Genomic DNA, 21833 nt, shown 5'->3' with positions numbered 1-21833 from the left:
CAAGCCGGCCTGACCGAAGCAGTCAGCGCCACGCTCGGTCTGTCGGCCGTCGTGCAGGCGATGGTGAAGCGGCGCTGAATCACGTCGGCGGAGCTGGATGCGGCTGCTGTGTCCCGGGGTGTCAGTGGCTGGTGTTGGCGTCCGGGTCGTGCCGCTTCGGTATGCCTTTCCTCTCGATCCTGCGCCTGGTCAACGCATCGCGCTGGCCAGGGCGTTCGGGTGCGCGCGGGTGGTGTACAACGACGCGATCGCGGCGCGGGCGTGGGCGGCGGGGGAGGCGTTCCTTACGGCGGCGGTGCTGTCGAAGACGCTGATCACCGAGGCGAAGAGGACGCGTGAGCGGCACTGGCTGGGCGAGGTGTCGGCGGTGGCGCTGCAGCAGTCGCTGCGGGATGCGGAGTGCGCGTACCAAAACTTCTTCGCCTCCCTGAGGGGAGCCCGGAAAGGAGCGCGGGCAGGGGCGCCGCGCTTCAAGTCCCGTAAGGACGCAAGGCAGGCTGTCTGGTTCACCGCGAACGCACGCTGGAAGATCAACGAGACCGGAAGGCTGGTGCTGCCGAAGATCGGCGAGGTGAAAGTGCGTTGGTCGCGCACGCTCCCCACCGCCCCCACCTCCGTCACCGTCGTCAAGGACGCGGCCGGGCGGTACTTCGCCTCCTTCGTCATCGACACCGACCCCGATCAGGACCGGGCCGGCTTCAGCGAGCCGGCCCCGATAGTGCCGTCGGCATCGACCTGGGCCTGGCTCTCCTCCAGAGGGGTGCCCCCATCGCTGTCCTGTCCGACGGCACGAAGACCGACGCTCCGCGGCTATTGGGTCGGCACTGAGAGGGCTGAGCGGTCGCCGACACCGGGTGGGTGCGGCGGCCGTGGGCGGGATCGGCTCCTGGTTCGAGTCAGTCAGCCCGGAGCAGGGCGCGCAGCTCGGAGGTGTCGATGATGTGGGCCCGTGAGGGAAAGACATGGTGGAGCAGGACGTTGTGGACTTCGGTGTCCGGGTCGGCCACGCCGTCGGACAGGACGTAGAGCTGGTAGTCACGGTCGGCCGCGTCGATGACGGTGGACAGGACGGCGCCGCTGGTGCTGAGGCCGGCGATGACCAGAGTGGTGATCCGGCGCTCGCGTAGCTGCTGGTCGAGGTCGGTGGTGGACATGCCGCCGTAGCGGATCTTGCGCACGACGATGTCGCCGTCCTGGGGAGCCAGACACTCGTGGATGGCGGCGGCAGGGTCCTTGTGGTGCATGACGCGGTGTTGGGCCAGCGGGGCGAAGGACTTGTTGGAAGCCGGGATCGCGTCCCAGTCGGCATCGGTGAAGCCGACGCGTACGTAGGCGATGGTGCCGCCGTTTGCGCGAACGTCGGCGATGGCCCCCGCCACACGACCGAGCAGGGCGTTTCGGGCCTCGCCGTCGGGCACAAAGGCCAGGATCGCGGGCTGGTAGTCCATGACGAGAAGCGCGGTGCGGGTGGGGTTAAGCACGGGGGCAGTGCTCACGCGAGTGTTCTCCTTGACCGTTGGTGTGCCAGGTCGACGCGGACGCGCACCGGCGGGCCGGCTGCGGCCTGCGAGTGGCAAGTTGTGGTGCCTCATGAGTGGCTGCGGGGCAGTTCCGGCTCGTGCTGCGATGTCTGGTCCTGTCGGGGAAGCAGGAGCGGGGTGGTCAGGATGAGTAGTCCTGCGACCGTGAGCGCGGTGCGTGGGCTGGTGACGTCGGCGAGCAGCCCGGCGAGTGCGGTGAGAAGGGCGATGGACGCCTGCTGGCCGATCGACCAGGCTGACAGGGTGCGGGCGATGAGATGCTTGGGGGTGTGTTCGAGCCGGTAGGTGGCGAGCACTGGGCTGTACAGGCTCATGTTGACGATGATCGCCAGCTCGATGGCCATCACGGTGACGAGGCCGACGACGCCGGGGCGGACAAAGGCCAGGCCGATCAGCCAGATGGCGCGCAGGGTGCCGACGGTCCGGAAGACCCAGTGCCGGCCGAAGCGGGCCACGACACGGCGGGCCAGCCGGGAGCCGATGAGTCCACCGAGGCAGGGGGCGGCGAAGACGAGGGCGTACTGCCAGGGTGGGAACCCGAGCTGGCGTAGCAGCAGCACGGCCAGCAGCGGCTCGGTGGCCATGATCAGACCGGCGACGAGCAGTTGGTTGAGGTAGAGCGGCCGCAGACCGGGGTGGCCCATGATGTGTCGCCAGCCGTCGAGCAGTGCGCCCGCCCGGAAAGGGCTTTTGTCGGTTGCTCGCGGCGCTTCTTCCTGGCCGCGGATCGCGGTGATGCCCAGCGCGGAGAGCAGGTAGCTGAGCGCGTCGGCCACCACGGTCGTGACCGGCCCGAACAGACCGATCGCCGCCCCGCTCAGCGGTGGCCCCACTGCGATGGAGCTCCAGTTCGTGGACTCGAACCGCGCGTTGGCGACGAGCAGGTCATCCGGCCGCACGAGGGCCTTGAGGTAGGCGCCGCTGGCCGCGTTGAAGGCGATCTTTGCTGCGGCGACCACGGCCGATACCACGAGCAGTTGGACGAAACTGAGCCGCCCGAAGGCGTAGGCGACGGGGATCGTCGCCATGGCTGCAAACCGGGCCAGGTCCATCATGATCATGACCGGGCGCTTGCGCCGGAATTCCACCCACGGCGCGAGCGGCACCGCGATCAGCGCACCCACCGCAGGCCCCACCGCGGACAGCGCGGACACCTCGGCGGGTCCGGCATGCAGCACCAACACGGCGATCAGCGGCAACGCCCCGAACCCCAGTCCGGACCCGTACGCGCTCACCGCATATGACGCCCACAGCCAGCCGAACTGCCGGCCCAACCGTCTCCTGCCCACCATGCTCAGCGCACTCCCCTTGATGACTCCACCCGCACAAACTGACGTTGACCGATGAGAGATAAGCGGGCAGGACAACGGCAGGTCAAACAACCGACCTGCCAGCAATCGACAACCACCAGTTGTTCACTAAGGTGGGGCGGCGTGGATCTCGAAGCAGTACGTACCTTCGTCGCCGTCGCGGAAGCAGGCCAGTTCCAGAAAGCCGCCGCCGACCTGTCGATCACCCAGCAGGCCGTCTCCAAGCGCATCGCCGCGCTGGAGCGCACCCTCGGCGTGCGGTTGTTCACCCGCGCCCCACGCGGCGCCGAGCTCACTATCGACGGTCAGGCGTTCCTGCCCCACGCGGGCGAGCTGCTGCGCGTCGCCGAGCGTGCGGGCGCGTCCGTGCGCCCCGGCCGCCGTCCGCTGCGCGTCGACGTGATCGCCTCGCGCAGCGCGCAGTCGAGCCTGATGCGCGGCTTCCACCGCACACACCCCGAGATCGACCTCGACGTGATGATGCTGTTCGACATCGAGACCGCCGTCACCGCGATTCGCTCCGGTGCCATCGACGCGTCCTTCCGCGCCGTCGCCGCGCCCGGCCGACCTCTTCCCGAGGACATCGCCTCCGTCCGGGTGCTTGACGAGCCGCTCCAGCTCCTGACCGGCCCCGCCCACGCACTGGCGGGCGCCCGATCGGTGACCGTCGCCCAGCTCACCGGACACCGGATCTGGATGCCCGGCATCGCCCCCGGTACCGAGTGGGGCGCCTACTACGACGACCTCGTCGCCGAGTTCGGCCTCACCATCGAGGTGACCGGCCCCAACTTCGGCTCCGACGCGCTCCTCGACACCATCGCCGACACCCCTGCCCTGGCCACCTTCATGGGCGAGCACACCCGCCTCATCTGGCCCGCCGACCACGGCCTGCGCCGCATTCCGGTGACCGACCCAACGCCCGTCTACCCGCACTCGCTCCTCTGGCACCGCGACAACCCCCACCCGGCGCTGGCCACCCTCCGCACCCACCTCGCCGCCACGACGGCCGGCCACGACGCCGCCGGGACCTGGGCACCGGGCTGGGTGATTGGGCGCTGAGGGTGGTTCCGCGCTGAACGCACCCGCCCGCGCGGGCGGTCGACGGCGGGCGTCGCCGGGGGCGAGCAGACTGATCAGCTCGGAGATCACCTCGGGGAGGGCTTGAAGCAGCGGCGGACGTTCTCCGGCTTCTTGTGCCGGGACTTCGCCATCAGCATCAACAGCGAGGCACCCTGCTCGCCGAGGTGGGTGAGAGCGGAATGGCGGTACTCGTGCAGGTCCCAGCCCGTACCCGGCCCGCGCGGGGCGGTGTGCCCGTCGAGGAGGGCGCGGGCCTGCCCGTACGACAGCCCGGCCAGCCCGGTGTCCGGGCATACGTCGCGGGGACTGACGACCTTCCCCGGCCCGGGCGGCGGTCGGTGACGAACACCGGCCCGCGGGTGCGGCCCTTGAGCCGTCGGGGCAACAGCCGGGCGGTGTCGGCGTCCCCGTACACGGTCTCCAGCACATAGTCCTCGCGTGCCTGGCCCCGGCGGCGGGCCTTGGCCCGGGCGCCCTTGGCCTTGACCGGGCAGCGGCGCGTGGCGAGGTCCAGGTCCTCAGGTCCTCGATGCTGACGCCCAGGATCTCCTCGGACCGCCCGGCGGTCTCGTAGAGCATCCGCCACAGCGTCTTCTCCCGCAGGTTCACCTCACGCCGCGCGATCAGCCGGTCGATGGCCATCTTCGAGCGGGCCGGGGTCTCGGAGTCCGGCACAGCCAGCCGCTTCGCCCAGGCCGGGACCATCGGTCCCTCGTAGCCTCGCTCACGGCACCAACCGAGCCAGGGCAGCACCCCCGCCCGGCGGGAATTCCAGGTGTTGGCCGCCGCGGTGCCCCAAAGCAGTTCGAGAGCCTCGCCGACCTCGTCGCCCGCAACCGGCGCCAGTGGCCGGGCCTCGCCGAGCCCTTCGGCGGTCTTACCTACCCGATCCCATAGTTCCGGACCGTGCTCGGGTTACCAAGCGAGTCGAGAAACACATCCGCCGCGGGACGGCTTCAGCCCGGTCTCACGACCGACGCCCCGTCAGCCGTCCACCAGGGCCGCCAGAGGCTTAGCGCCGATTTTCGTTCCGACGAACGGTAGGCGGCCCGGTTCACCGCGAACAACGCTGGAAGCTCAACGAGACCAGAAGATCGCGTATGCGGATCGGCGCTTGGCTGGCGAGACGCTGACCTCGGTGCTCCCGAGGCGTTAGCCGACGTTCCCCGTGGGTCCCTGCTCGTTGCTGCTCGATCGGGCACGTAGGGGGCACGCATAGCCTTCTCCCGCCCTGCCAAGACGTGGGCACCGAGTGCGACGCCGGCGGGCGTAGGTCGTGTCTTCAATTGGTCTTGCATGGTCGATCACGGTCTGGTGATACGTCGCCATGAACTGGCCGATGCAGATTGGGAATTCGTCCGGCCGCTGCTGCCCGAATCATTGCGGGGCCGCAAGCGGTTGGATGACCGAAGGGTGCTCAACGGGATCGTGTGGAAGTCCCGCACGGGCACGGGCCTGGCGCGATGTGTCCGAGCGGTACGGCCGGTGGCAGACGCTGCACACCCGCTTTCGCCGTTGGGCCCTGGACGGCACGTTCGAGCAGATGCGCCAGGGGCCGGCGACATCGACTGGCAGGTGTCGGTCGACTCCACTGTCGTACGCCCCCACCAGCATGCCGCCGGAGCTCGAAAAGGGGGCTCCGCAGCCCCTGTCTCGGACGTACCCCGAGCGCCCCCACCCTGATAGCTGTCAGGGTCACGACGTCCCTGGTGCGGTCTACGGTTCGGGTCGTCGGTTACGACTGCAGAGGAGACCCCATGGGACTGAGAAAACGAGCGGCTGCGGCGGTCGTGACGCTGATCGCCGCGTTCCTTCTTCCGCTGGCTGCGCAGGCACCGGCGCAGGCAGCCGCGACCGCGTGGACGCCGGGGATCTCCCCCATGCACGACGGCGAGTGGGTGAAGCGGGATGTACAGGGTGGTGAAGCAGCTGAGAAGGCGCTCAAGGATTGCGCCAGGGCATCAGGAATCGCCTGTATATCGGTCGGTCAGGGCGACGGCAAACAGAGCATCTTCCACCTGTACAGGTGCGGTACGCGGTCGCTCTCGAACTTCATCGACGCGCTCACTGTGATCAACAACCAGACGGGCGCAGCCGAAGTCCGTTTCTGGGGACCCAACGTGGGCACGTACCGCGCCCCTGCCCACCCCAGCACCATCTGGGTGTTCCCGAACGAGGCGACGTACGACTTCAGCACCGTCACCATCTGCTGAGGTCACACCGGCCCGGACACGCCGGTCAGGGTGTCCGGGCTATCGCCCGCACGACTCAGGAGCTACTCGACGACCCTGACTCTGGTCGCCGTCGCCCCGAGCGCCCACAGCGCCGCGCCGTCCTCCTTGGGGAGGCGGATGCCGCCGGTCTGGGTGCCGGCGGGGGGCGGGGAGGGACTAGACGATCCGGCGCCCCGTGACGGACTTGTCGGGCACTCCCGGGGCACTAAGCAGGCGATCACGTGGCCGTGTGGGGCCGCATGGCGCCGATGCTGCGCTCACTGCCCTGCCCGAAACGAGGACTGCCGACTGCGCGATCAAGTTGGTCAGAACGCCAGGCCGGGACGGTTTCGGTGCGTCAAGTCCTTCCGGCCCGGCGGCTGGGTCGCCACCGCTGAACCGTGCAGCGGGCGATGGCGCGGCTGGCCGGGTGTCGCCGCCTGAACCGCCGCTACGAGCGCCAGGCCGAACACTTTCTGGCCTTCGCCCGGATCGCCGCCACTCTGATCTGCTCCCGCTGACTGGACGGGGCGGCCCATTCACACGGTGCCGAGAAAACCTGGATCAACGCCATCGAACTGTCGGCATGAGTCCCGGGCAACGCCGAGCAGCTCGTCCATGGGCACAGCGCGACGACTGGTTGCGGAGATGTCCTGGCGCGCCTCGGCAGACCACAACGGCGGGAACAGCGACAGACCCTGATTGGTGTTCAGTGCCCGGACCTCCTCCTTCCAGCCGGTCCAGCGCAGATCGGCGTAGAACTCATCGAGTGCCCCAGACACCAGCCAGACAAGCCACGTCGAGTGACCGACACCCAGGGCCTCCCACCGAAGGGAATCCGGGGCGAAGTAGACGACCTCGCCCGGGGCGCCGGGGCGGCCGGCGCTGCCAGGAGCGGCGCCGTTGAGAGCGAAGACGCCGCCCAGCACGTCGTGTGCAATCACCAAACCGGTCTCCGGTCGCCACACTGAATCGAACGCGGCGGGGAACTGATTCACGCGAGCCAGGCCCGGCAGGCCGTGCGTAGCCCCACCGACGGGGCTGCCGAAGACCCGCACCCAACCGTCGTCCACCAGCAGACCGCCGCACTGCAGTGCCACTGCACCCAGGTACGACCCGGCCGTGACCTGCAGCTGAAGAATGGAAGCCCTACCCAAATCGCCATCGGGCGGGAGCAGGTCGACGACCACCGGACTTTTCTCGAGTGTCTCCCTGAGTTCCGGCCAGGCCGGTTCCTCGACGTCGATCAGCTGGCTCAAATCACGCATGACCGCATCGTCGCATCAGCACCGTGCGACCCAATCGGCGGTGCGCTTCGACGAGCCACCCACCTATCGGGACGACCGCTAAGTCTCGCTCCGCGCCCGTCGGCGCAGGCCTGGCGGTCGTCCAGACCGGCGGACGGGGCGACGTCATGCAGGGGTACCGAGCGGCGGGTGCTCGAGTACGCGGGGCTTGTACTCGACCAGCTGGATGCGGCCGTCGAAGGTGCGGTGATCGATCATCTCGAGGGCAACGTCCGGATAGCCGTCGTAGATGCGTTCTTCGCCTGTGGCCCCGGTGATCACCGGGAACATCACGACCCGGAAGCGGTCGACGAGGCCGGCTCGTAGCAAGGACCGGCACAGGCTGAGGCTGCCGATCGTGCTGAGGAGCCCCGAGCCATCCGATTTCATGGCGCGGACCGCCTCGATGGCGTCGTCGCGGACGAGCGTGGAGTTGGCCCACGTCAGTGGCTCTTTGAGCGAGGAGGAGAACACCACCTTGGACGCTTGCGTGAGCTCGTCGACGGACGCCTCTTCCTCGGGCCTGAACTCGTCCTGCCCACTTGGAACCTCGCCTGCGGCGAAGCCCGACATCAGGCGGTAGGTGTTCGCTCCCATGAGATAGGTGGCCTCCGGCTGCTCACCGAGCCAGGCGAGGTACTCCGGGCCCTCAAGGCCCCAGAATCCGGGCCATCCCTCTCCCGAGGCGTAGCCGTCGAGGGAGGTGATGAAGTCGACAAGAAGCTCCGACATGGCGATGTCCCTTCCTAGGTGTCACAAGCATGGACCGGTCGGGAGCCGCAAACTCATCGGCCGCGCCATGGAGTAACGGGACAGCCCAGGACGCTGCAGCCGATCAGGCTGGCGGAGCGGCACGGCTTCGGAGGGCCCGGAGAGCCGGTTCGTGGATTCTGACCCACCATGACGCTGTTGCGCGCCAATGCCGCCGAGCATGACCAGCCGCGCGCTCCCGGAACGGCTTGCGTCCTTCGGCGTTGCCGGCCCGGGCCCTCACGCGCGTTGTGACGCAGGCCATGGGCCACGGCTTAACACTGAGGACGCGGCCCCACCCCGATGCCGACTTGGCTCGCGTGGGCGCGAGTGGTGGTGATCAGGCCGGCTTTTGAAGCCGGCTGGTCGGTGAGCAGGCAGACCCCGAACTCCGTCGGCATCTCCCGCCACTGGGCACCCGAGCAGGACATCCAGATCACGCTCTCGAACTGCTCCCGCAGATGCTCCGGATACGGGTCGCACGTGCCTGTCGGCAGGAACGGCTCGATCAACTCCCACTCATCGTCTGTGAGTTCCCTGCGTGCCATCCCCGCCATACCCGACCTCTGCCAGCTTGTCCTGTGTCACTGAATTCTTGGGCGTGTGTCACCGAGGTCTCAGCGGTGGCACCTCGGCTCCGGGGCGCAAGCTCAGGTCAGGAGCAGGCCGACGTCGATCAGCAGGGCGACACCGGCCAGGACCGCGACGACCAAGACGGTGCGCTTGCTCGCACCTCGGAAGCGGAGCGCGAGGGCCGGCGGGCCGATCGGAGTCTTGTTGTCCATGTCTGTCTCCCTGATGATCTGGGTGATCTTGGTTTGGGTGAATGCGGCTGTTCAGGGGGCGTCGTGTCGCAAGGCCTCCCGCAGCCGCAACAGTTCGCGGCGGCGGCGCCGCGCTCGTACCAGGGTGAGCATCGCGGCGGCGGTGCAGACGACCCCGCCCACGGCGGTGGCCACCAGGTCGGCGGTACTGCCACGGACTGCCGCCAGCGCCACCCCGGCCAGGGCGCTCACCACGGTCGCCGCCAGTGCGATCCGGGCGGACAGCACCCGGTCCCGGGCGAACAGCGGCCGACGCCTGCTCAGCACCCAGCCGGCGAAGACGGCCCAGGCCAGCCCGATGGCGATCAGCCCGGCAAAGACGGCCTGGGTACGCGGCGGCAGCGCATGCGGCTCGGTGGCCCACAGCACCGCGATCACGGCCGCGCCGCATCCCCCGGCCAGGCCCACTGCCACGTGGCGCAGCCGGGACCGCAGCGACACCTCTGCGGCCAGCGCGCGCTCCAGCTGCTCGGGCACCGCCCGCTGCCCTGCGCGGTTCTGCTCGCTCATGCCTCGTGTCCCTTCTCGGCAAGGTGGTTGCGCAGCATGCGCCGGGCGCGGTGCAGCCTGCTCTTGACCGTGCCGGCCGGTACGCCGAGCACCTCCGCGCAGCAAGCCAGCGGCAGGTCCTGAAGGTGGAAGAGGATCAGCACCTCGCGCTCCAGGGGCGGCAGAGCAGCAAGACCTGCCTCGATCTGCAGCGTGGTGAGCACGCCGCTGAGCTCGTCGTCGGCGACGACAGCCGTCGCGTCCTCCATGACTGTCTCCGGAGCCCTGTACGTCTGCCGCAGATGGTCAGTGACCCTGCGCCGGGCGACGGTGAACAGCCACGGGGCGAACCGCTCCGGCTGCCGCAGCCGCGGCAGGCCACGCACCACAGCGACCCACACCTCCTGAACAAGATCGTCCGCGAGGTGCGAAGAGCCGACCATGCCCCGGACATAACGCCACAGCGCAGGGTGCCACACGGCCACCAGCTCGCGGAACGCCTCCCGCTCCCCAAGCTGACAGCGCACCACCAGCAACCCGTCGTCGCCCACCACACCTCCCTGCTCCGCACCGTCCGTCACACCGACAGTCGGCATTCCAGGCGGAAAGGTTCACGGAATCCCGAGCATCCGGTCGAAACACCGGTCGTAAGAGGAACGTCATCCCTTGATCACGACTTCAGACAGGCCCTAGCCGAAGCGGCCGGCGACGGGCCCGCCCGTTCCCGTGGTTTCGGCCACCAAGAGCTACTGGCGGCCGACGGCCGGAACAGGTTGATCGCTTCGGGCGCTGGGGCGTGTGGTTGAAGGGGCGCTCCCGCTAAGGTTCGCCCATGAAGGCAGCGGTGCACACCCGTTACGGGCCGCCGTCCGTGGTCCGGATCGCCGAGGTAGACAGGCCTTCGATCGGGGACCGTGACGTTCTGGTGAGGGTGCACGCGACGACGGTCAACCGGACGGACTGCGGCTACCGTGCGGCCAAGCCTTTCTTCGTCCGCGCGTTCACCGGCCTTGCTCGGCCGCGGCATACCGTGCTCGGGACCGAGTATGCGGGAGTCGTGGAAGCGGTCGGCAGCAACGTCACCTCCTTCAACGTGGGCGACCGGGTGTTCGGGTACAACGAGGGCGCCTTTGGAACTCATGCCGAGTACCTGTCGGTTCCGCAGGACGGCGTCATCACGATCATGCCGAGAGACGTGACCTTCGAGGAAGCCGCCCCCGGTACGGAGGGTGCGCACTATGCGCTGTCGTTCATCACCACGGCCGGTGTCCGGGCCGGGCACGCCGTTCTTGTGTACGGGGCGACCGGGGCCATCGGCTCGGCAGCGGTGCAACTGCTGAAGCATCACGGAGCCACCGTGACCGCGGTCTGCGGCACGGCGCAGGTGGACCTGGTGAAGGCGCTGGGCGCGGATCGGGTCGTCGACTACACGGTCCAGGATTTCACCAGGGACACTCAGCGCTACGATGCGGTCTTCGACGCGGTCGGCAAGAGCACCTTCGGCTGCTGCCGGCGGCTACTGAAACCCGGCGGGCTGTACCTCTCCTCTGATCTGGGCCCTGGCTGGCAGAACCTGTTTCTGCCGCTTGTCACGCCGTTGCTCCGTGGTCGGAAGGTGAAGTTCCCCTTTCCGCGGCAGGACTCGGAGATGGTGCGCTACATCCGCACCCTGATCGAGTCAGGGGCGTTCCGGCCGGTCATCGACCGGCAGTATGCGTTGGAGCAGATCGTCGACGCCTACCGGTACGTCGAGACCGGGCAGAAGATCGGCAACGTGGTCATCTCGGTCGTACCGCCGAATTGACCGAACCCGAGACCATCTGCGCGCGGCGCCGCTCCACGGCTCCCGCTTGCAGGCCCGCCAGTACCGTGCCGGATGCGGGACCGCACTGGCGGCGGGCCCACACGACCCCATCCCCGCAGGCTCGTCGGCTCCGTCGCCCGTGCACCACTCCTTGCCACCGCTTTACGCCACCACTGCTCGGTAGCTAGTGTGAGGTCATGACCGTAGACATGACTCTGCGCATCCCCGACGAACTCGCACCCTCGATCCGGGCCGGTGCCGAGGCGGCCGGGATGAGTCTCAACGCCTACGTGGTCCGCGCCGCCCGCCGTCAGGCCACCCTCGACGCCGCGCGCCAGCTGGCCGCGCTCGGCCTCGGTGACGACCTGGCCGGCGAAGGCGACACCCTGCGGTGAGACGCGGCGAGATCTGGACCCTCTCCGACGACCGCGACGTCCTGATCGTTTCCCTGACCGGCCTGGAGGAGGCCTATGGCGCGGTGCTCGCCATCGTCCTGCACCCCTCCGGCCGCTACCCCGACACTGCCATGTCCGTCGTAGTGGGCGATCCGGTCCCGGCAACCGCAGTCGCCGTCAACCTCCAACAGCTCCGCAGTACCCGCTTCGACGGGGCCACCCGCCGCGGCACGGTCCCCGCGGAGACCATGGCCCGCGTGGACCAGGCGCTGCGCGCCGTGCTCGACCTATAGCCGACGGACCGTATGAGCAGCCGGTGACGATCGCGAGCTGGACGACGGCTGGTCCGACCGGGCCGTCGACTTCGGCTCACACCGCGGCCACTTCGAAGCGGTGAGCAATGTACTTCGTTGCCTGATAGGCCGGGCGAGGCCGCTGGCCGCTCCCGCCTGCCGAAGCGCCGGAACGGGAGAGGCACGCCCCTCTTGAGAACCGGCACGAGAGGCACACCTTCCGGACGGGAAGGGCATCGACACCCGAAGGCACCGTCCTTCCCATGATGAGTACTCGACGGCCGGGCGCAGCCGAATCGGGGACTTCGCCCCGAGGAGCCGTTCCGGACAGTTGTACGGGAGGGCTTTTTGATGTTTGGAAGCCAGGTGTGGGCGGTCATCGCGCTGGTGGCGGTCTTCGCATGGAGCCCGGTGCTGGTCGCAGTCGGCCAAACTGCTGCGGGCTGATCTTCCAGCGTCGGGACAAGCGGGCCGCCGAGCAGGATGCGGAGGCGGTCCGCCTCTGGCGCGAGGAGACCTGGCCAGCGATCCGGATCAAGGCAAAGGCGGAGAACGGTGAAGTCATCTCCGCCGACCAGGTCGGCGTCCGCTCGGGCCAGGTCACCGGCCGCACCTGGGGCGAGCAGGGGAAGACTCCGGTCGTCCGTCGCACCGGGAACCGGTTCTCCGTGAACGCGATGTCCGCATTCAGCATCCTTGGCCGGATGCACTTCATGGTCTTCACCGAGTCGTTCGACGCGAAGGTCATGTGCCGCTTCCTTGCCCGGCTCGTCGGGCACTTCGACCGGAAGGTCCACCTGTTCGTCGACCGGCACTCGGCCCACCGCTCCAAGACCGTCCGAGCCTGGCTCGCCGACCACAAGGACGAGATCGAGCTGCACTTCCTGCCCCTGGTGCTCACCCGAGCTGAACCCCGACGAGTTGGTCAACGCCGACCTCAAACGCAGCTTGCCCTACACCCACCGGGCCAGGAACCAGTCCGAACTCGCCGCCGAGATCCGAACGTTCTTCCATCGCCGACAACGACAACCGCACGTCGGCACGGGCTACTTCGAAGCCCCGCACGTCCGCTACATCCTCGACGAGTGAGTCCAAGGCGCTTCTGATCGGTATGACTGACCAGACGGCACTTGATGTCAAGCACGCTTGACATCAAGGCGCGGCGCCTCGTAGCGTGTCAAGTGTCCTTGACATCGCGCCGGGGGTGGCACCCGTGCAAACGCATAACGAGTTCAAGGCGAGCGCTCGGCTCGTACTCTGGACGTTCGTCTGGGCGGCAACCCTTGCCCTGGCCAAGTTCGGCCCCCAACTCCTATGGGATCCGCCACAGCAGGTGGCGGGCTGGGCCGCCGTTGCCGTCAATCTCGCCGCCGGCATCGGCTGGATCGTCGCCTTCACGCGCTTTCTCCGCGCGCTCGATGAGCTGCAACGGAAGATCATGCAGGATGCGCTGGCGGTCACCCTCGGCGTGGGGTGGATTCTCGGATTCGCCTATGTCGTTACGGACGACACCAGCCTCGTCGCCCGCGACGTCGATATCGCCGTCCTCCCCGCGCTCATGGGAGTCGTCTTTGTGGTCGCCTTCGTTGTCGGCAAGATCCGGTACCGATGAAGAACCGCATCACGGACCTTCGCGCTGAACAGGGCTGGACGCAGGCCGACCTGGCTCAGCGTGCCGGCGTGTCAAGGCAGACGATCAACGCCATCGAAACAGGGAGGTTCGACCCAAGCCTTCCTCTCGCATTCCGTCTTGCCAAGCTCTTCGACCTGAGGATCGAAGAGCTCTTCCTCGACGAATGACCCAATGCGTTTCTGATCAACGTGCAGAGCCCTGAGTGCAAGGCGTCGGACCGCGGGCTGCGGGTGGCTGGGGCTCTGAGCAAGGCACGCGCGATGCTGCCCTATTGCGCGCGGCCGGTGAGCTGCTCGTGTGGTGGGTGGACGGCAAATCGCCGCCCCTTTGTCTGCCGCAGCCGTGCACCGTGCCCGGCGGTTGCGCGCCCCAGTGGTGGATCAACAGCATCAACACGACATGCGCCATCTGGCGTGCGATTCCGTCGCCCGGGCCCGAACTCCGGCTCGGAGGCCCGGACGACTCTCTGGTACACGAAGTTGCCAAGCAGGCCCGCCTGCTTCGGGCCAGTGAAGTGGGCTACCGCAAGCGTGACAGCTTGTACGAGGGGTACGTCCCCGACGGCACCCCCTTCGGGGGTCGACCGCTGCCGCCGGTCCGCGGCCCGGGCCCGCGCGTGCGCAGCCGTCGTCCTTGCGCTGCTGCGAGCCCGCTGGTAGGCGTTTGCTGTGTGCCTTGGTGGGCTCGTCACTGTGAAACTCCGTTGGTGCAGGCCGGATCGTGGCCGGCCTCGGAGGAAGCGCGGTGGCGTTGCACCTCACCTCAGCGGCAGCGTGGATCGCGGCGCGCAACGAGCATGATCCTTCTCGCTGGTGTCCGCTGCGGCGACCTTCCCCGGTGCCGGACTTGCGCTGGCCGGATTCGTCGTCCGTTGGCGGCAGCGGGCCGATTGGCGGCTGACACTTTACTGAGGGAAATCGCCTGTTCCCGATCGCAATATGCGAATCATTGGGGGAGTGGCGGTGGCGAGGGACTGCCGTGGCTGCCGCAGACATGACAGGGTGAAACCTGATGTCTGCTGTTTCGTGGGGGGAGTACAGGTGACTGCGCCGCTGCAGCTGACCCGAACACAGCGGGTGTTGATCGGTGTGGTCGTGTTCGGTGCCGTGGTCATCGCCGGTATCGGTTTCACGGGCTCGTACGCGGCCGTCCGTGAACTGGCCCTGCAGAAGGGTTTCGGGGACTTCAGCTACGTGTTCCCGATCGGGATCGACGCAGGCATCTGTGTCCTTCTGGCTCTGGACCTGTTGCTGACGTGGATTCGAATCCCGTTCCCGTTGCTGCGGCAGACGGCCTGGATCCTCACCGCGGCCACGATCGCCTTCAACGGTGCGGCAGCCTGGCCGGACCCGCTCGGGGTCGGCATGCACGCGGTGATCCCGGTGCTCTTCGTCGTTGCCGTCGAAGCGGCCCGGCACGCGATCGGCCGGATCGCCGACATCACCGCGGACCAGCACATGGAGGGAGTCCGGCTCACCCGCTGGGTCCTCTCGCCGTGGCCCACATTCCTGCTCTGGCGTCGCATGAAGCTGTGGGAGCTGCGCTCCTACGAGCAGGTCATCAAGCTCGAACAGGAGCGCCTGGTCTACCAGGCCAGCCTCCAATCACGGTTCGGCCGCGGCTGGCGGCGCAGAGCCCCCGTGGAGTCCCTGATGCCGCTGCGGCTGGCCCGCTACGGCGTCCCGCTCGCCGAGACGGCCCCCGCCGGGCTCGCTGCCGCCGGCATCACTGAGCCGCCGGTCGAATTCACCTTCACCGTCGAGCGGGCACCCGCTCCCACGCCCGCACGGGATCTCGCGCTCGAGCTCGCAGGCAGCGCGGAGGAAGCCCCGGGTGAGCCGAGCAGCGAGGCAACAGACCTGGCAGTCCCAGCCCCACCCGGACCGGCGGAACAGGCACCCGAGAGGGAACCGGTGGACGAGGCCGAGGGGTTCGCCGCGGCCTACCAGGCCTGGATCACGAACTTCCAGACCGAGCCCACCGCCTCCCAGTTCGCGTACTGGATCCAGGACCACGGCATCACCACCGCCGACGGCGGACTGCTCACCGACGCACACCTGCAGCCCCTGCTCCAGGTCCTCAAGCAGCGCTACGGCCCGGCACCCGAGCACGCCGTCGGCGAGCAGCAGGCGGACGACGAACTGACCTGGTACGACTACTTCCGCAACTCCTGGCGTGCGTACGCGCAGGAATACGGGGCGTACCCCGATGCCGCCGCGCTGGCCGCGTACGTGTACGAGCGGGACCAGATCGCCGACTCCGATGGCCGACCCTACGCGGCCGCGGACCTGCAGGCCTTCGTCGAGGACTTCCAGCAGGCCGAGTTCACCGAAGAGGACCCGCACGCCGAAGACCCGGCAGACGGGCCCGGCGGGCAGCGAGGTGAGGACCTTCCGCCGGACGAAGCAGAGGACACCGAGCCCGCGCCCGTCGGCGCCGGGGCGCAGCCGGCCAAGGACCAGCGAGGCCCTCGGGTGAACGCCCCCCCTCGACGCCCCGCCGCCCGAGGGTGCGTCCACCGAAGGAGCTGTTGGGCTCACCACGGTGGACCGGTACTACCTGGCGTGGGCCGAGCACCAGGCCCAGCGCCGTATACAGCCTCCGTCCTCAACGGTGGAGGCCGAGGAACTCTCCGCCTTCCTTGCTGAGGTGAAGGGGTTGCGCGGCCGTGGCGGAAAGCCGGTCAGTGCCGGTAACCTGCGCCGCTACCTCCTGCCGTTCAGGATCTACAACCTGTGGGCCGATCAGCGGGTGCGCAGCGAGACACCCTCGCTTGAGGCCATTGCGCAGGAGTGCGCAGCCCAGGGAATCACTGCGCAGCACAACAAGCCCATCACCACCGCCTACATCGCCGACCAGGTCGCCGACTTCGAACGGCGCTGGCAGGCTCTTACTCACCACCACGCGCAGTCTGAGCAGTAGCGGCCGACCGTGCCCGGCAGCTGCGCAAGAGCCGACCCGGTTGCCCCGGCCCCAGTTGCGCAGTTGGAAGAAGCGCCAGGGCAGGTGCTGATTGCGTAGGCCAATTGGATCAAGGGCCTCACCAGGGCCGCCCGATGATCACGACTCGGTATGCCCCTGGGTGACGCGCTGAGGTGCCGGACGCCCAGGGCGGGGCAGGAGTTGAGTCAACGGTCAACCAGCCGTGGACGCGGGGCCTCACCCGTGGCTTGCGCGTCGGTGTCGTCGGTGCCGACCGGACCGCGGGGAAGCATCCGGTCCAGCCACTTCGGCAGCCACCAGTTGGCCCGGCCGAGGAGTGTCATGGTCGCCGGTACCAGCACCATGCGTACGACCGTGGCGTCGATGAAGATCGCGGTGGCCAGGCCGAGCCCGAACATCTTGGTGGAGGGGTCCTCGGCGACGGCGAAGGACAGGAAGACCGCCACCATGATGAGGGCGGCCGAGGTGATGATCCGGGCGGTGCCCGAGACGCCCTCGACGATCGCCGTGCCGTTGTCGCCGGTGCGCAGGTACTCCTCGCGTACGCGGGAGAGGAGGAACACCTCGTAGTCCATCGACAGGCCGAACAGGATGGCGAAGAGGAACATCGGGATGAACGACACGATCGGAACCGTCGTTTCCAGCCCGATGAGTGCGCCTGCCCAGCCCCACTGGAAGACCGCGACCATGATTCCGTAGGCCGCGCCGATGCTCAGCAGGTTCAGCAGGACCGCCTTGAGCGGTACGAGTACCGAGCGGAAGACCAGCATCAGCAGCAGGAACGACATCGCCAGCACGGCGGCGACGAACGCAGGCAGGCGCTCGCTGGTGCGTTGGCCCACATCGGACAGGCTCGCGGCGGCGCCGCCGACGTGGGCCCTGGCCGGGCCGTGCCCGATCGCCGTGGGCAGCACGTCGGTGCGCAGCCGGGCGATGGTGTCGGCGGTGGCCTTGTCCTGCGGGCTGGTGGTCGGGAACACCACGAGGGTCGCGATGCCGGTGGCCCGATCGATGTGCGTCGGCGCGACGGATGCGATGCCCGGATCCGCCGCGACCGCCCCGACGAGTCGGTCCAGCGCCCCCGGATCACCGGCGGGGTCCGCGGCGATGACGAGCGGACCGTTGATGCCCGGGCCGAACCCCTCGGCGACGAGGTCGTAGGCCCGGCGCTCGGTACGGCTGTGGGGCAGTGAGCCGTCGTCGGGCAGGCCGACGCGCAGGCCGAGCACGGGCAGCGTCGCGGTCAGCAGCAGCCCCGCCGCGCCGACCGCGTACGGCACCGGGTGCCGGCTGACGTGCCCGATCCAGCGCCGCCACCCGGCGGCGTGGACGGCGCCTGCCGCCGGGTGGCGCCGCCGTGCGAGTCGTCCCGGCTTCCTGGTCTGCAGAGCCCGGCCGATCCGGCCGACTCGGGCCAGGCGCGGGCCCGCCGCGCCGAGGAAGGCCGGCAGCAGCGTCACCGACGCGACCACCATGATCAGGACGACGATCGAGACGGCGAACCCGCCCACCGTCATGAACGGCACGTTCGCGACCGCCAGGCCGAGGATCGACACGACGACGGTTCCGCCGGCGAAGACCACCGGCCGCCCCGCTGTGGCCACCGCTCGTCCGGCCGCCTCGTGCGGATCGAGCCCGCGCGCGAGGTACTCCCGGTGCCTGGCGAGCACGAACAGCGCGTAGTCGATGCCCACTCCGAGCCCGACCATGCTGCCCAGGACCGGTGCGAAGGTGGGGACGTCCGTGACCCCCGCCAGTACCGTCATCGTGGCGACCCCGATGGTCAGTCCGAAGACCGCCATGCCGATCGGCAGCGCAGCGGCGACGAGCGAACCGAACGCCAGGAACAGGATCGCGGCCGCGGCGAGGAGGCCGATCAGCTCGCTCGCGCCGCCGCCGGGGTCGGAGAAGGCGTAGAAGAGGTTCCCGCCCATTTCGATACGCAGGGGGAGTTCGGTGCGCAGCCGGTCGCCGAGATCGACGAGGGCGTCGAGGTCCTTGGCCGACAGCCGGCTCTGGTCGGGGTACTGCACCCGGACGACCGCGATCCGCCCGTCGGCCGAGACCAGGCCGCCGCGCACGGTGGTCTCCCCGCGTGCGTCGAGAGCCCCCGCCGGGTCACTCGTGCCGAGCACGTGCGGCAGCCTCTGCACCTCGGCCTGCAGCCGCGTGAGAGCGGTGCGCGCGCCGGGGTGGTCGAAGAACGTCGCATCGCCGTCGAGGGGGGTGACGACCACTTGGGCGGTCATCCCTTCCTGGCCGGTGCCGGCCCGCTCGATCAGTTCCGCGGCCCGTTGGGAGTCCAGCCCCGGAGCGGTGATCGAGTCCGCGGTCCGCCCGCCGATGGTGACAGCGGCAAGGACGGCGAGCGTGGCGGCGATCAGCCATGCCGCGATCACCCGCCAGGGATGGCGGGCGGCGCCAGCGCCCAGGCGCACCAGGGCTTTTGAGAGCATCGGGTCCTCCAACCACCTCGTCGGCCGTCCTCGTGCGGCCGCCGATGCCGAGGCTCGTCGCCACGGCGCTCCGCGGCATCGGCCCGCGGGCCACGGATCCATCGGCCCCGGGGCGGACTGACGAACCGTCCTTTCGGCCGATGCGCACCGCGCCGCGGTCCCTACGCTGAGAACCGTGCTGCGAGACGACCTGCAAAACCTGTGGACCGAACCCCGGCCGCCCGCCGCGCCCGCCCGGGTGTGGCGGGACTGGGCGCTGCTTGCCGCGGGCCTTGCCGGTGCGGTGCTGGAGGCCACCCTGCGCGAGAACGTCGTGTGGCGGCCGGTGGCGGTGGTGTTTGCCGTATGGCTGTGCCTGCTGCCCCTGTGGCGCCGGACCCGCCCGCTGGCGATGGTGACGCTGGCGTTCGGCTCGGTGATCCTCCTTCAGATGGCCTCGCTGGTCGCCGCTGCGCGCGAGCCCGTCGGCCTGTACACCGGCACGGTCGTGCTCGTGCTGGTGTACGCGCTGCCCCGGTGGGGATCGGGACGCGAGATCGTGCTGGGCGGCGCGGTGATCCTCACGACCGGCGCGCTGTGTTCCGTCACGGACGAGACGCCGGTCGCCGAGAACGTCGTGGGCATCGTCTTCCTGCTGCTGCCCGGCGTGGTCGGGACTGCCGTGCGGTTCTGGGTGACCGCTCGCGAGCGGCAGGTGGAGCAGGTGCGCTCCCGCGAGCGCGAGCAGCTCGCCCGGGAACTGCACGACACGGTGGCCCACCACGTGTCGGCCATGGTGATCATCGCCCAGGCGGGCGGGGTGCTCGCGGGCGTCGACCCGTCCGCCGCCGTCAAGGCGCTGGAGGAGGTCGAGGAGGAAGGGGCGCGCACGCTGGAGGAGATGCGCGCCATGGTCGCCGCGCTGCGCGACCGCGGGATCGGCGCCGAGCTGGCGCCCCCCGCCGGAGTCGCGGATCTGGAGCGCCTGGTGCGCACCCCGGGTGGCCGCCTCAGGGTCGACCTTGGGCTCGACGGCGAACTGGACGCGCTGCCCCCGGCCGTGGACGCGGCCGTCTACAGGATCGTGCAGGAGTCGGTGACCAACGCGCTGCGCCATGCGGTCGACGCGACCGAGCTTGTCGTCCGGGTCGCCGCGGAACGGCACACGGTACGGGTGAGCGTGCACGACAACGGCCGGCGCACCGGCCGGGGCCGCGACGGATACGGACTTACCGGACTGCGCGAGCGCGCGACCCTGCTCGGCGGCACCCTACGAGCCGGCCCCGGTACCGACCGGGGCTGGCATGTCGAAGCCGAACTGCCGAGAGCGAGGAACGACAGCGGTGCCCATTCGCGTCCTCGTCGCTGACGACCAGACGATCGTCCGCACCGGCTTGCGGATCATGCTGAACGCCCAGCCCGGCATCGAGGTGGTCGGCGAGGCCGCCGACGGGCGCGAAGCGGTACGTCTGGCCCGCGAACTGCGCCCCGACGTCTGCCTGTTCGACATCCGCATGCCCGTACTCGACGGGCTCGAGGCCACCCGGCTGGTCGCCGGCCCGGGCGTCGCCGACCCGCTGGCCGTGGTCGTCATCACCACGTTCGACCTCGACGAGTACGTCTACGGCTCACTGCGTGCCGGCGCCCGCGGATTCCTCCTCAAAGACACGGGACCGGACCTGCTGGCGCAGGCCGTACGCTCGGCGTCCGACGGTGAGGCACTCATCGCCCCCAGCGTCACTGTCCGTCTGCTCCAGGCATTCGCGGATCTGCCCGCCGGCCGGCCCGTGGCCCAGCCGGTCGCTCCCGTCACCGCCCGCGAGGAGCAGGTGCTCCTCGCCGTCGCCCGCGGGCTGACCAACACCGAGATCGCCGACGCACTGCACATCAGCCTCAGCACGGTGAAGACGCATCTGGCCAGCCTGATGGCCAAACTCGGCGCCCGCAACCGGGTCGAGATCGCGATGTGGGCCTACGAAACGCGCCGCATCCTCCCCGGAACCTGAGCCGGGCGCCGGGCCACGTCCATGTCCCATGAGTACCCGCCCGGACATCAGCGCATAGGTCTGCTCACGTCGGCTCCACGTGCCTCGCCCGCCCCGGAGCGTGACGTACCAGGAGGCCGTAACTGGGACGGTGAGACACCCGACAGGACGAGACTCCCGACAGCTACCGGAGATCATTCGCAGTGCTTCGGCCTTCAGGCCGGGGGTGAAGCGAATCTTGTGGCTGCGTCGCGGTCTCGTTCCGGCGGAGCCGGACCCTGCTCGCGATGGTGACGGATCGTTCACATGTTTCCGGTGACGATGTGGGTTCGACACCTGCCGAAGATCGGCGTGGTGAAGGTGAAATGGTCCCGCACCCTGCCTACCACGCCGTCCTCGGTCACCGTCATCAAGGACGCGGCGGGCAGATTCTTCGCCTCCTTCGTCATCGACACCGACCCCGCCGCCGACCAGGCACGCATGCCCGAAACCGACCGCACCATCGGCATCGATCTCGGCCTTACGCATTTCGCGGTCCTCTCCGACGGCACGAAGATCGACTCTCCGCGCTTTTTGCGGCGGGCGGAGAAGAAGCTGAAGAAGACCCCAGCAGGAGCTGTCCCGCAAGCAGAAGGGATCCAAGAACCGGGCCAAGGCCCGCCTGAAGGTCGCCCGCGCCCACGCCCAGGTCGCTGACGCGCGCCGTGAGTTCCCCACCAGCTCTCCACGAAGCTGATCTGCGAGAACCAAGCAATCGCCGTGGAGGACCTGGCGGTGAAAGGACTCGCGCGCACCAGGGTGGCCAAGTCGGTGCATGATGCCGGATGGGCATCGTTCCTCGGCATGCTCGCG

At 69.2% G+C, this 21833-nt stretch carries 21 protein-coding genes and 4 pseudogenes; 15 read left to right on the top strand and 10 right to left on the bottom strand.

The features are described 5' to 3' along the window. Positions 1 to 97 precede the first annotated feature (97 nt). Positions 98 to 940 carry a transposase gene (locus tag PH203_RS48565; RefSeq protein WP_289929294.1) on the top strand — a complete coding sequence of 281 codons (843 nt, stop codon included), beginning with the start codon at positions 98 to 100 and terminating at the stop codon, positions 938 to 940. Here the strand turns inward: PH203_RS48565 and PH203_RS48560 are convergent. Together PH203_RS48560 and PH203_RS48555 are read right to left on the bottom strand one after the other, a co-directional pair. Further along, positions 897 to 1496 (bottom strand): cysteine hydrolase, encoded by a 600-nt coding sequence (locus PH203_RS48560; RefSeq protein WP_289929292.1) that lies wholly within the window; start codon positions 1494 to 1496, stop codon positions 897 to 899. The two genes, PH203_RS48565 and PH203_RS48560, sit on opposite strands and share 44 nt — an antisense overlap. Positions 1497 to 1588: 92 nt before the next feature. Beyond that, entirely contained in the window at positions 1589 to 2833 is a 1245-nt protein-coding gene (locus PH203_RS48555; RefSeq protein WP_289929290.1) for an MFS transporter, read from the bottom strand. 141 nt (positions 2834 to 2974) lie between these two features. Between PH203_RS48555 and PH203_RS48550 the strand changes: the two genes are divergently transcribed. Continuing rightward, complete coding sequence (locus PH203_RS48550; RefSeq protein WP_289929289.1) at positions 2975 to 3910, top strand: LysR family transcriptional regulator; 936 nt, start codon at positions 2975 to 2977, stop codon at positions 3908 to 3910. A gap of 42 nt (positions 3911 to 3952) precedes the next feature. Here PH203_RS48550 and PH203_RS48545 read toward each other — a convergent pair. After that, a pseudogene (locus PH203_RS48545) lies at positions 3953 to 4869 on the bottom strand (site-specific integrase); the annotation flags it as partial. Between the two features lie 358 nt (positions 4870 to 5227). Between PH203_RS48545 and PH203_RS49895 the strand changes: the two are divergent. Both PH203_RS49895 and PH203_RS48540 read left to right on the top strand, forming a co-directional pair. Then, complete coding sequence (locus PH203_RS49895) at positions 5228 to 5614, top strand: transposase (protein WP_354671327.1); 387 nt, start codon at positions 5228 to 5230, stop codon at positions 5612 to 5614. Between the two features lie 74 nt (positions 5615 to 5688). Beyond that, positions 5689 to 6144, top strand: a complete 456-nt coding sequence (locus PH203_RS48540) for a hypothetical protein (RefSeq protein WP_289929286.1) — start codon at positions 5689 to 5691, stop codon at positions 6142 to 6144. Positions 6145 to 6683: 539 nt separating this feature from the next. On the opposite strand, the gene PH203_RS48535 is transcribed toward PH203_RS48540, so the two are convergent. The 6 genes and pseudogenes from PH203_RS48535 to PH203_RS48510 form a co-directional block, all read right to left on the bottom strand. Next, positions 6684 to 7412, bottom strand: a complete 729-nt coding sequence (locus tag PH203_RS48535; protein ID WP_289929284.1) for a DUF2625 domain-containing protein — start codon at positions 7410 to 7412, stop codon at positions 6684 to 6686. 144 nt (positions 7413 to 7556) lie between these two features. Further along, the gene (locus PH203_RS48530) at positions 7557 to 8162 is read right to left on the bottom strand and encodes a dihydrofolate reductase family protein (protein ID WP_289929283.1); all 606 of its coding nucleotides are present in this window, start codon (positions 8160 to 8162) and stop codon (positions 7557 to 7559) included. A gap of 401 nt (positions 8163 to 8563) precedes the next feature. Next, positions 8564 to 8728, bottom strand: a pseudogene (locus PH203_RS48525) (transposase); the annotation flags it as partial. A 102-nt stretch (positions 8729 to 8830) separates the two neighbouring features. Beyond that, positions 8831 to 8965 (bottom strand): hypothetical protein, encoded by a 135-nt coding sequence (locus tag PH203_RS48520; protein WP_289929282.1) that lies wholly within the window; start codon positions 8963 to 8965, stop codon positions 8831 to 8833. Between the two features lie 51 nt (positions 8966 to 9016). Further along, complete coding sequence (locus PH203_RS48515; protein WP_289929280.1) at positions 9017 to 9514, bottom strand: transmembrane transport protein; 498 nt, start codon at positions 9512 to 9514, stop codon at positions 9017 to 9019. Then, positions 9511 to 10089 (bottom strand): sigma-70 family RNA polymerase sigma factor, encoded by a 579-nt coding sequence (locus tag PH203_RS48510; protein ID WP_289929277.1) that lies wholly within the window; start codon positions 10087 to 10089, stop codon positions 9511 to 9513. The genes PH203_RS48515 and PH203_RS48510 overlap by 4 nt, the downstream gene beginning before the upstream one ends. Positions 10090 to 10325: 236 nt before the next feature. Between PH203_RS48510 and PH203_RS48505 the strand changes: the two genes are divergently transcribed. The 8 genes and pseudogenes from PH203_RS48505 (at position 10326) to PH203_RS48470 (ending at position 16540) form a co-directional block, all read left to right on the top strand. Next, complete coding sequence (locus tag PH203_RS48505) at positions 10326 to 11297, top strand: NAD(P)-dependent alcohol dehydrogenase (protein WP_289929275.1); 972 nt, start codon at positions 10326 to 10328, stop codon at positions 11295 to 11297. Between the two features lie 197 nt (positions 11298 to 11494). Then, positions 11495 to 11692 carry a toxin-antitoxin system HicB family antitoxin gene (locus PH203_RS48500; RefSeq protein WP_289929273.1) on the top strand — a complete coding sequence of 66 codons (198 nt, stop codon included), beginning with the start codon at positions 11495 to 11497 and terminating at the stop codon, positions 11690 to 11692. Continuing rightward, on the top strand, positions 11689 to 11985 hold the full coding sequence (locus tag PH203_RS48495; protein ID WP_289929271.1) for a hypothetical protein: 297 nt from the start codon (positions 11689 to 11691) through the stop codon (positions 11983 to 11985). The genes PH203_RS48500 and PH203_RS48495 overlap by 4 nt, the downstream gene beginning before the upstream one ends. A gap of 440 nt (positions 11986 to 12425) precedes the next feature. Next, positions 12426 to 13074: pseudogene (locus PH203_RS48490) on the top strand (IS630 family transposase); the annotation flags it as partial. Positions 13075 to 13198: 124 nt separating this feature from the next. Then, the gene (locus tag PH203_RS48485) at positions 13199 to 13597 is read left to right on the top strand and encodes a hypothetical protein (protein WP_289929268.1); all 399 of its coding nucleotides are present in this window, start codon (positions 13199 to 13201) and stop codon (positions 13595 to 13597) included. Continuing rightward, entirely contained in the window at positions 13594 to 13785 is a 192-nt protein-coding gene (locus PH203_RS48480; RefSeq protein WP_289929267.1) for a helix-turn-helix transcriptional regulator, read from the top strand. The genes PH203_RS48485 and PH203_RS48480 overlap by 4 nt, the downstream gene beginning before the upstream one ends. An 873-nt stretch (positions 13786 to 14658) precedes the next feature. Continuing rightward, a complete protein-coding gene (locus PH203_RS48475; RefSeq protein WP_289929266.1) occupies positions 14659 to 16266 on the top strand; it encodes a DUF2637 domain-containing protein in 1608 nt (535 codons plus the stop codon). Beyond that, positions 16232 to 16540 (top strand): hypothetical protein, encoded by a 309-nt coding sequence (locus PH203_RS48470; RefSeq protein ID WP_289929265.1) that lies wholly within the window; start codon positions 16232 to 16234, stop codon positions 16538 to 16540. The genes PH203_RS48475 and PH203_RS48470 overlap by 35 nt, the downstream gene beginning before the upstream one ends. A 206-nt stretch (positions 16541 to 16746) precedes the next feature. On the opposite strand, the gene PH203_RS48465 is transcribed toward PH203_RS48470, so the two are convergent. Beyond that, complete coding sequence (locus tag PH203_RS48465) at positions 16747 to 19017, bottom strand: MMPL family transporter (protein WP_289929264.1); 2271 nt, start codon at positions 19015 to 19017, stop codon at positions 16747 to 16749. 175 nt (positions 19018 to 19192) lie between these two features. Between PH203_RS48465 and PH203_RS48460 the strand changes: the two genes are divergently transcribed. From PH203_RS48460 to PH203_RS48450, 3 genes and pseudogenes are all read left to right on the top strand, one after another. Next, on the top strand, positions 19193 to 20365 hold the full coding sequence (locus tag PH203_RS48460; protein ID WP_289929263.1) for a histidine kinase: 1173 nt from the start codon (positions 19193 to 19195) through the stop codon (positions 20363 to 20365). Then, complete coding sequence (locus PH203_RS48455) at positions 20340 to 21002, top strand: response regulator transcription factor (protein WP_289929261.1); 663 nt, start codon at positions 20340 to 20342, stop codon at positions 21000 to 21002. Before PH203_RS48460 ends, PH203_RS48455 begins: the two co-directional genes overlap by 26 nt. 312 nt (positions 21003 to 21314) lie before the next feature. Next, a pseudogene (locus PH203_RS48450) lies at positions 21315 to 21833 on the top strand (transposase); the annotation flags it as partial.

Source organism: Streptomyces sp. S.PB5 (assembly GCF_030403745.1).
Taxonomy (GTDB): domain Bacteria; phylum Actinomycetota; class Actinomycetes; order Streptomycetales; family Streptomycetaceae; genus Streptomyces.
The sequence above is the reverse complement of the archived record's forward strand: the minus strand, read 5'-3'. Positions and strand labels throughout refer to the sequence as shown.

Excerpts from the sequence above, each read along its gene's own strand:
- PH203_RS48465 (WP_289929264.1), bottom strand. The coding sequence starts at position 19,017 with ATGCTCTCAAAAGCCCTGGTGCGCCTGGGCGCTGGCGCCGCCCGCCAT.
- PH203_RS48500 (WP_289929273.1), top strand. The coding sequence starts at position 11,495 with ATGACCGTAGACATGACTCTGCGCATCCCCGACGAACTCGCACCCTCG.
- PH203_RS49895 (WP_354671327.1), top strand. The coding sequence starts at position 5,228 with ATGGTCGATCACGGTCTGGTGATACGTCGCCATGAACTGGCCGATGCA.
- PH203_RS48565 (WP_289929294.1), top strand. The coding sequence starts at position 98 with ATGCGGCTGCTGTGTCCCGGGGTGTCAGTGGCTGGTGTTGGCGTCCGG.
- PH203_RS48480 (WP_289929267.1), top strand. The coding sequence starts at position 13,594 with ATGAAGAACCGCATCACGGACCTTCGCGCTGAACAGGGCTGGACGCAG.
- PH203_RS48510 (WP_289929277.1), bottom strand. The coding sequence starts at position 10,089 with ATGCCGACTGTCGGTGTGACGGACGGTGCGGAGCAGGGAGGTGTGGTG.
- PH203_RS48515 (WP_289929280.1), bottom strand. The coding sequence starts at position 9,514 with ATGAGCGAGCAGAACCGCGCAGGGCAGCGGGCGGTGCCCGAGCAGCTG.
- PH203_RS48555 (WP_289929290.1), bottom strand. The coding sequence starts at position 2,833 with ATGGTGGGCAGGAGACGGTTGGGCCGGCAGTTCGGCTGGCTGTGGGCG.
- PH203_RS48520 (WP_289929282.1), bottom strand. The coding sequence starts at position 8,965 with ATGGACAACAAGACTCCGATCGGCCCGCCGGCCCTCGCGCTCCGCTTC.
- PH203_RS48505 (WP_289929275.1), top strand. The coding sequence starts at position 10,326 with ATGAAGGCAGCGGTGCACACCCGTTACGGGCCGCCGTCCGTGGTCCGG.
- PH203_RS48540 (WP_289929286.1), top strand. The coding sequence starts at position 5,689 with ATGGGACTGAGAAAACGAGCGGCTGCGGCGGTCGTGACGCTGATCGCC.
- PH203_RS48535 (WP_289929284.1), bottom strand. The coding sequence starts at position 7,412 with ATGCGTGATTTGAGCCAGCTGATCGACGTCGAGGAACCGGCCTGGCCG.
- PH203_RS48530 (WP_289929283.1), bottom strand. The coding sequence starts at position 8,162 with ATGTCGGAGCTTCTTGTCGACTTCATCACCTCCCTCGACGGCTACGCC.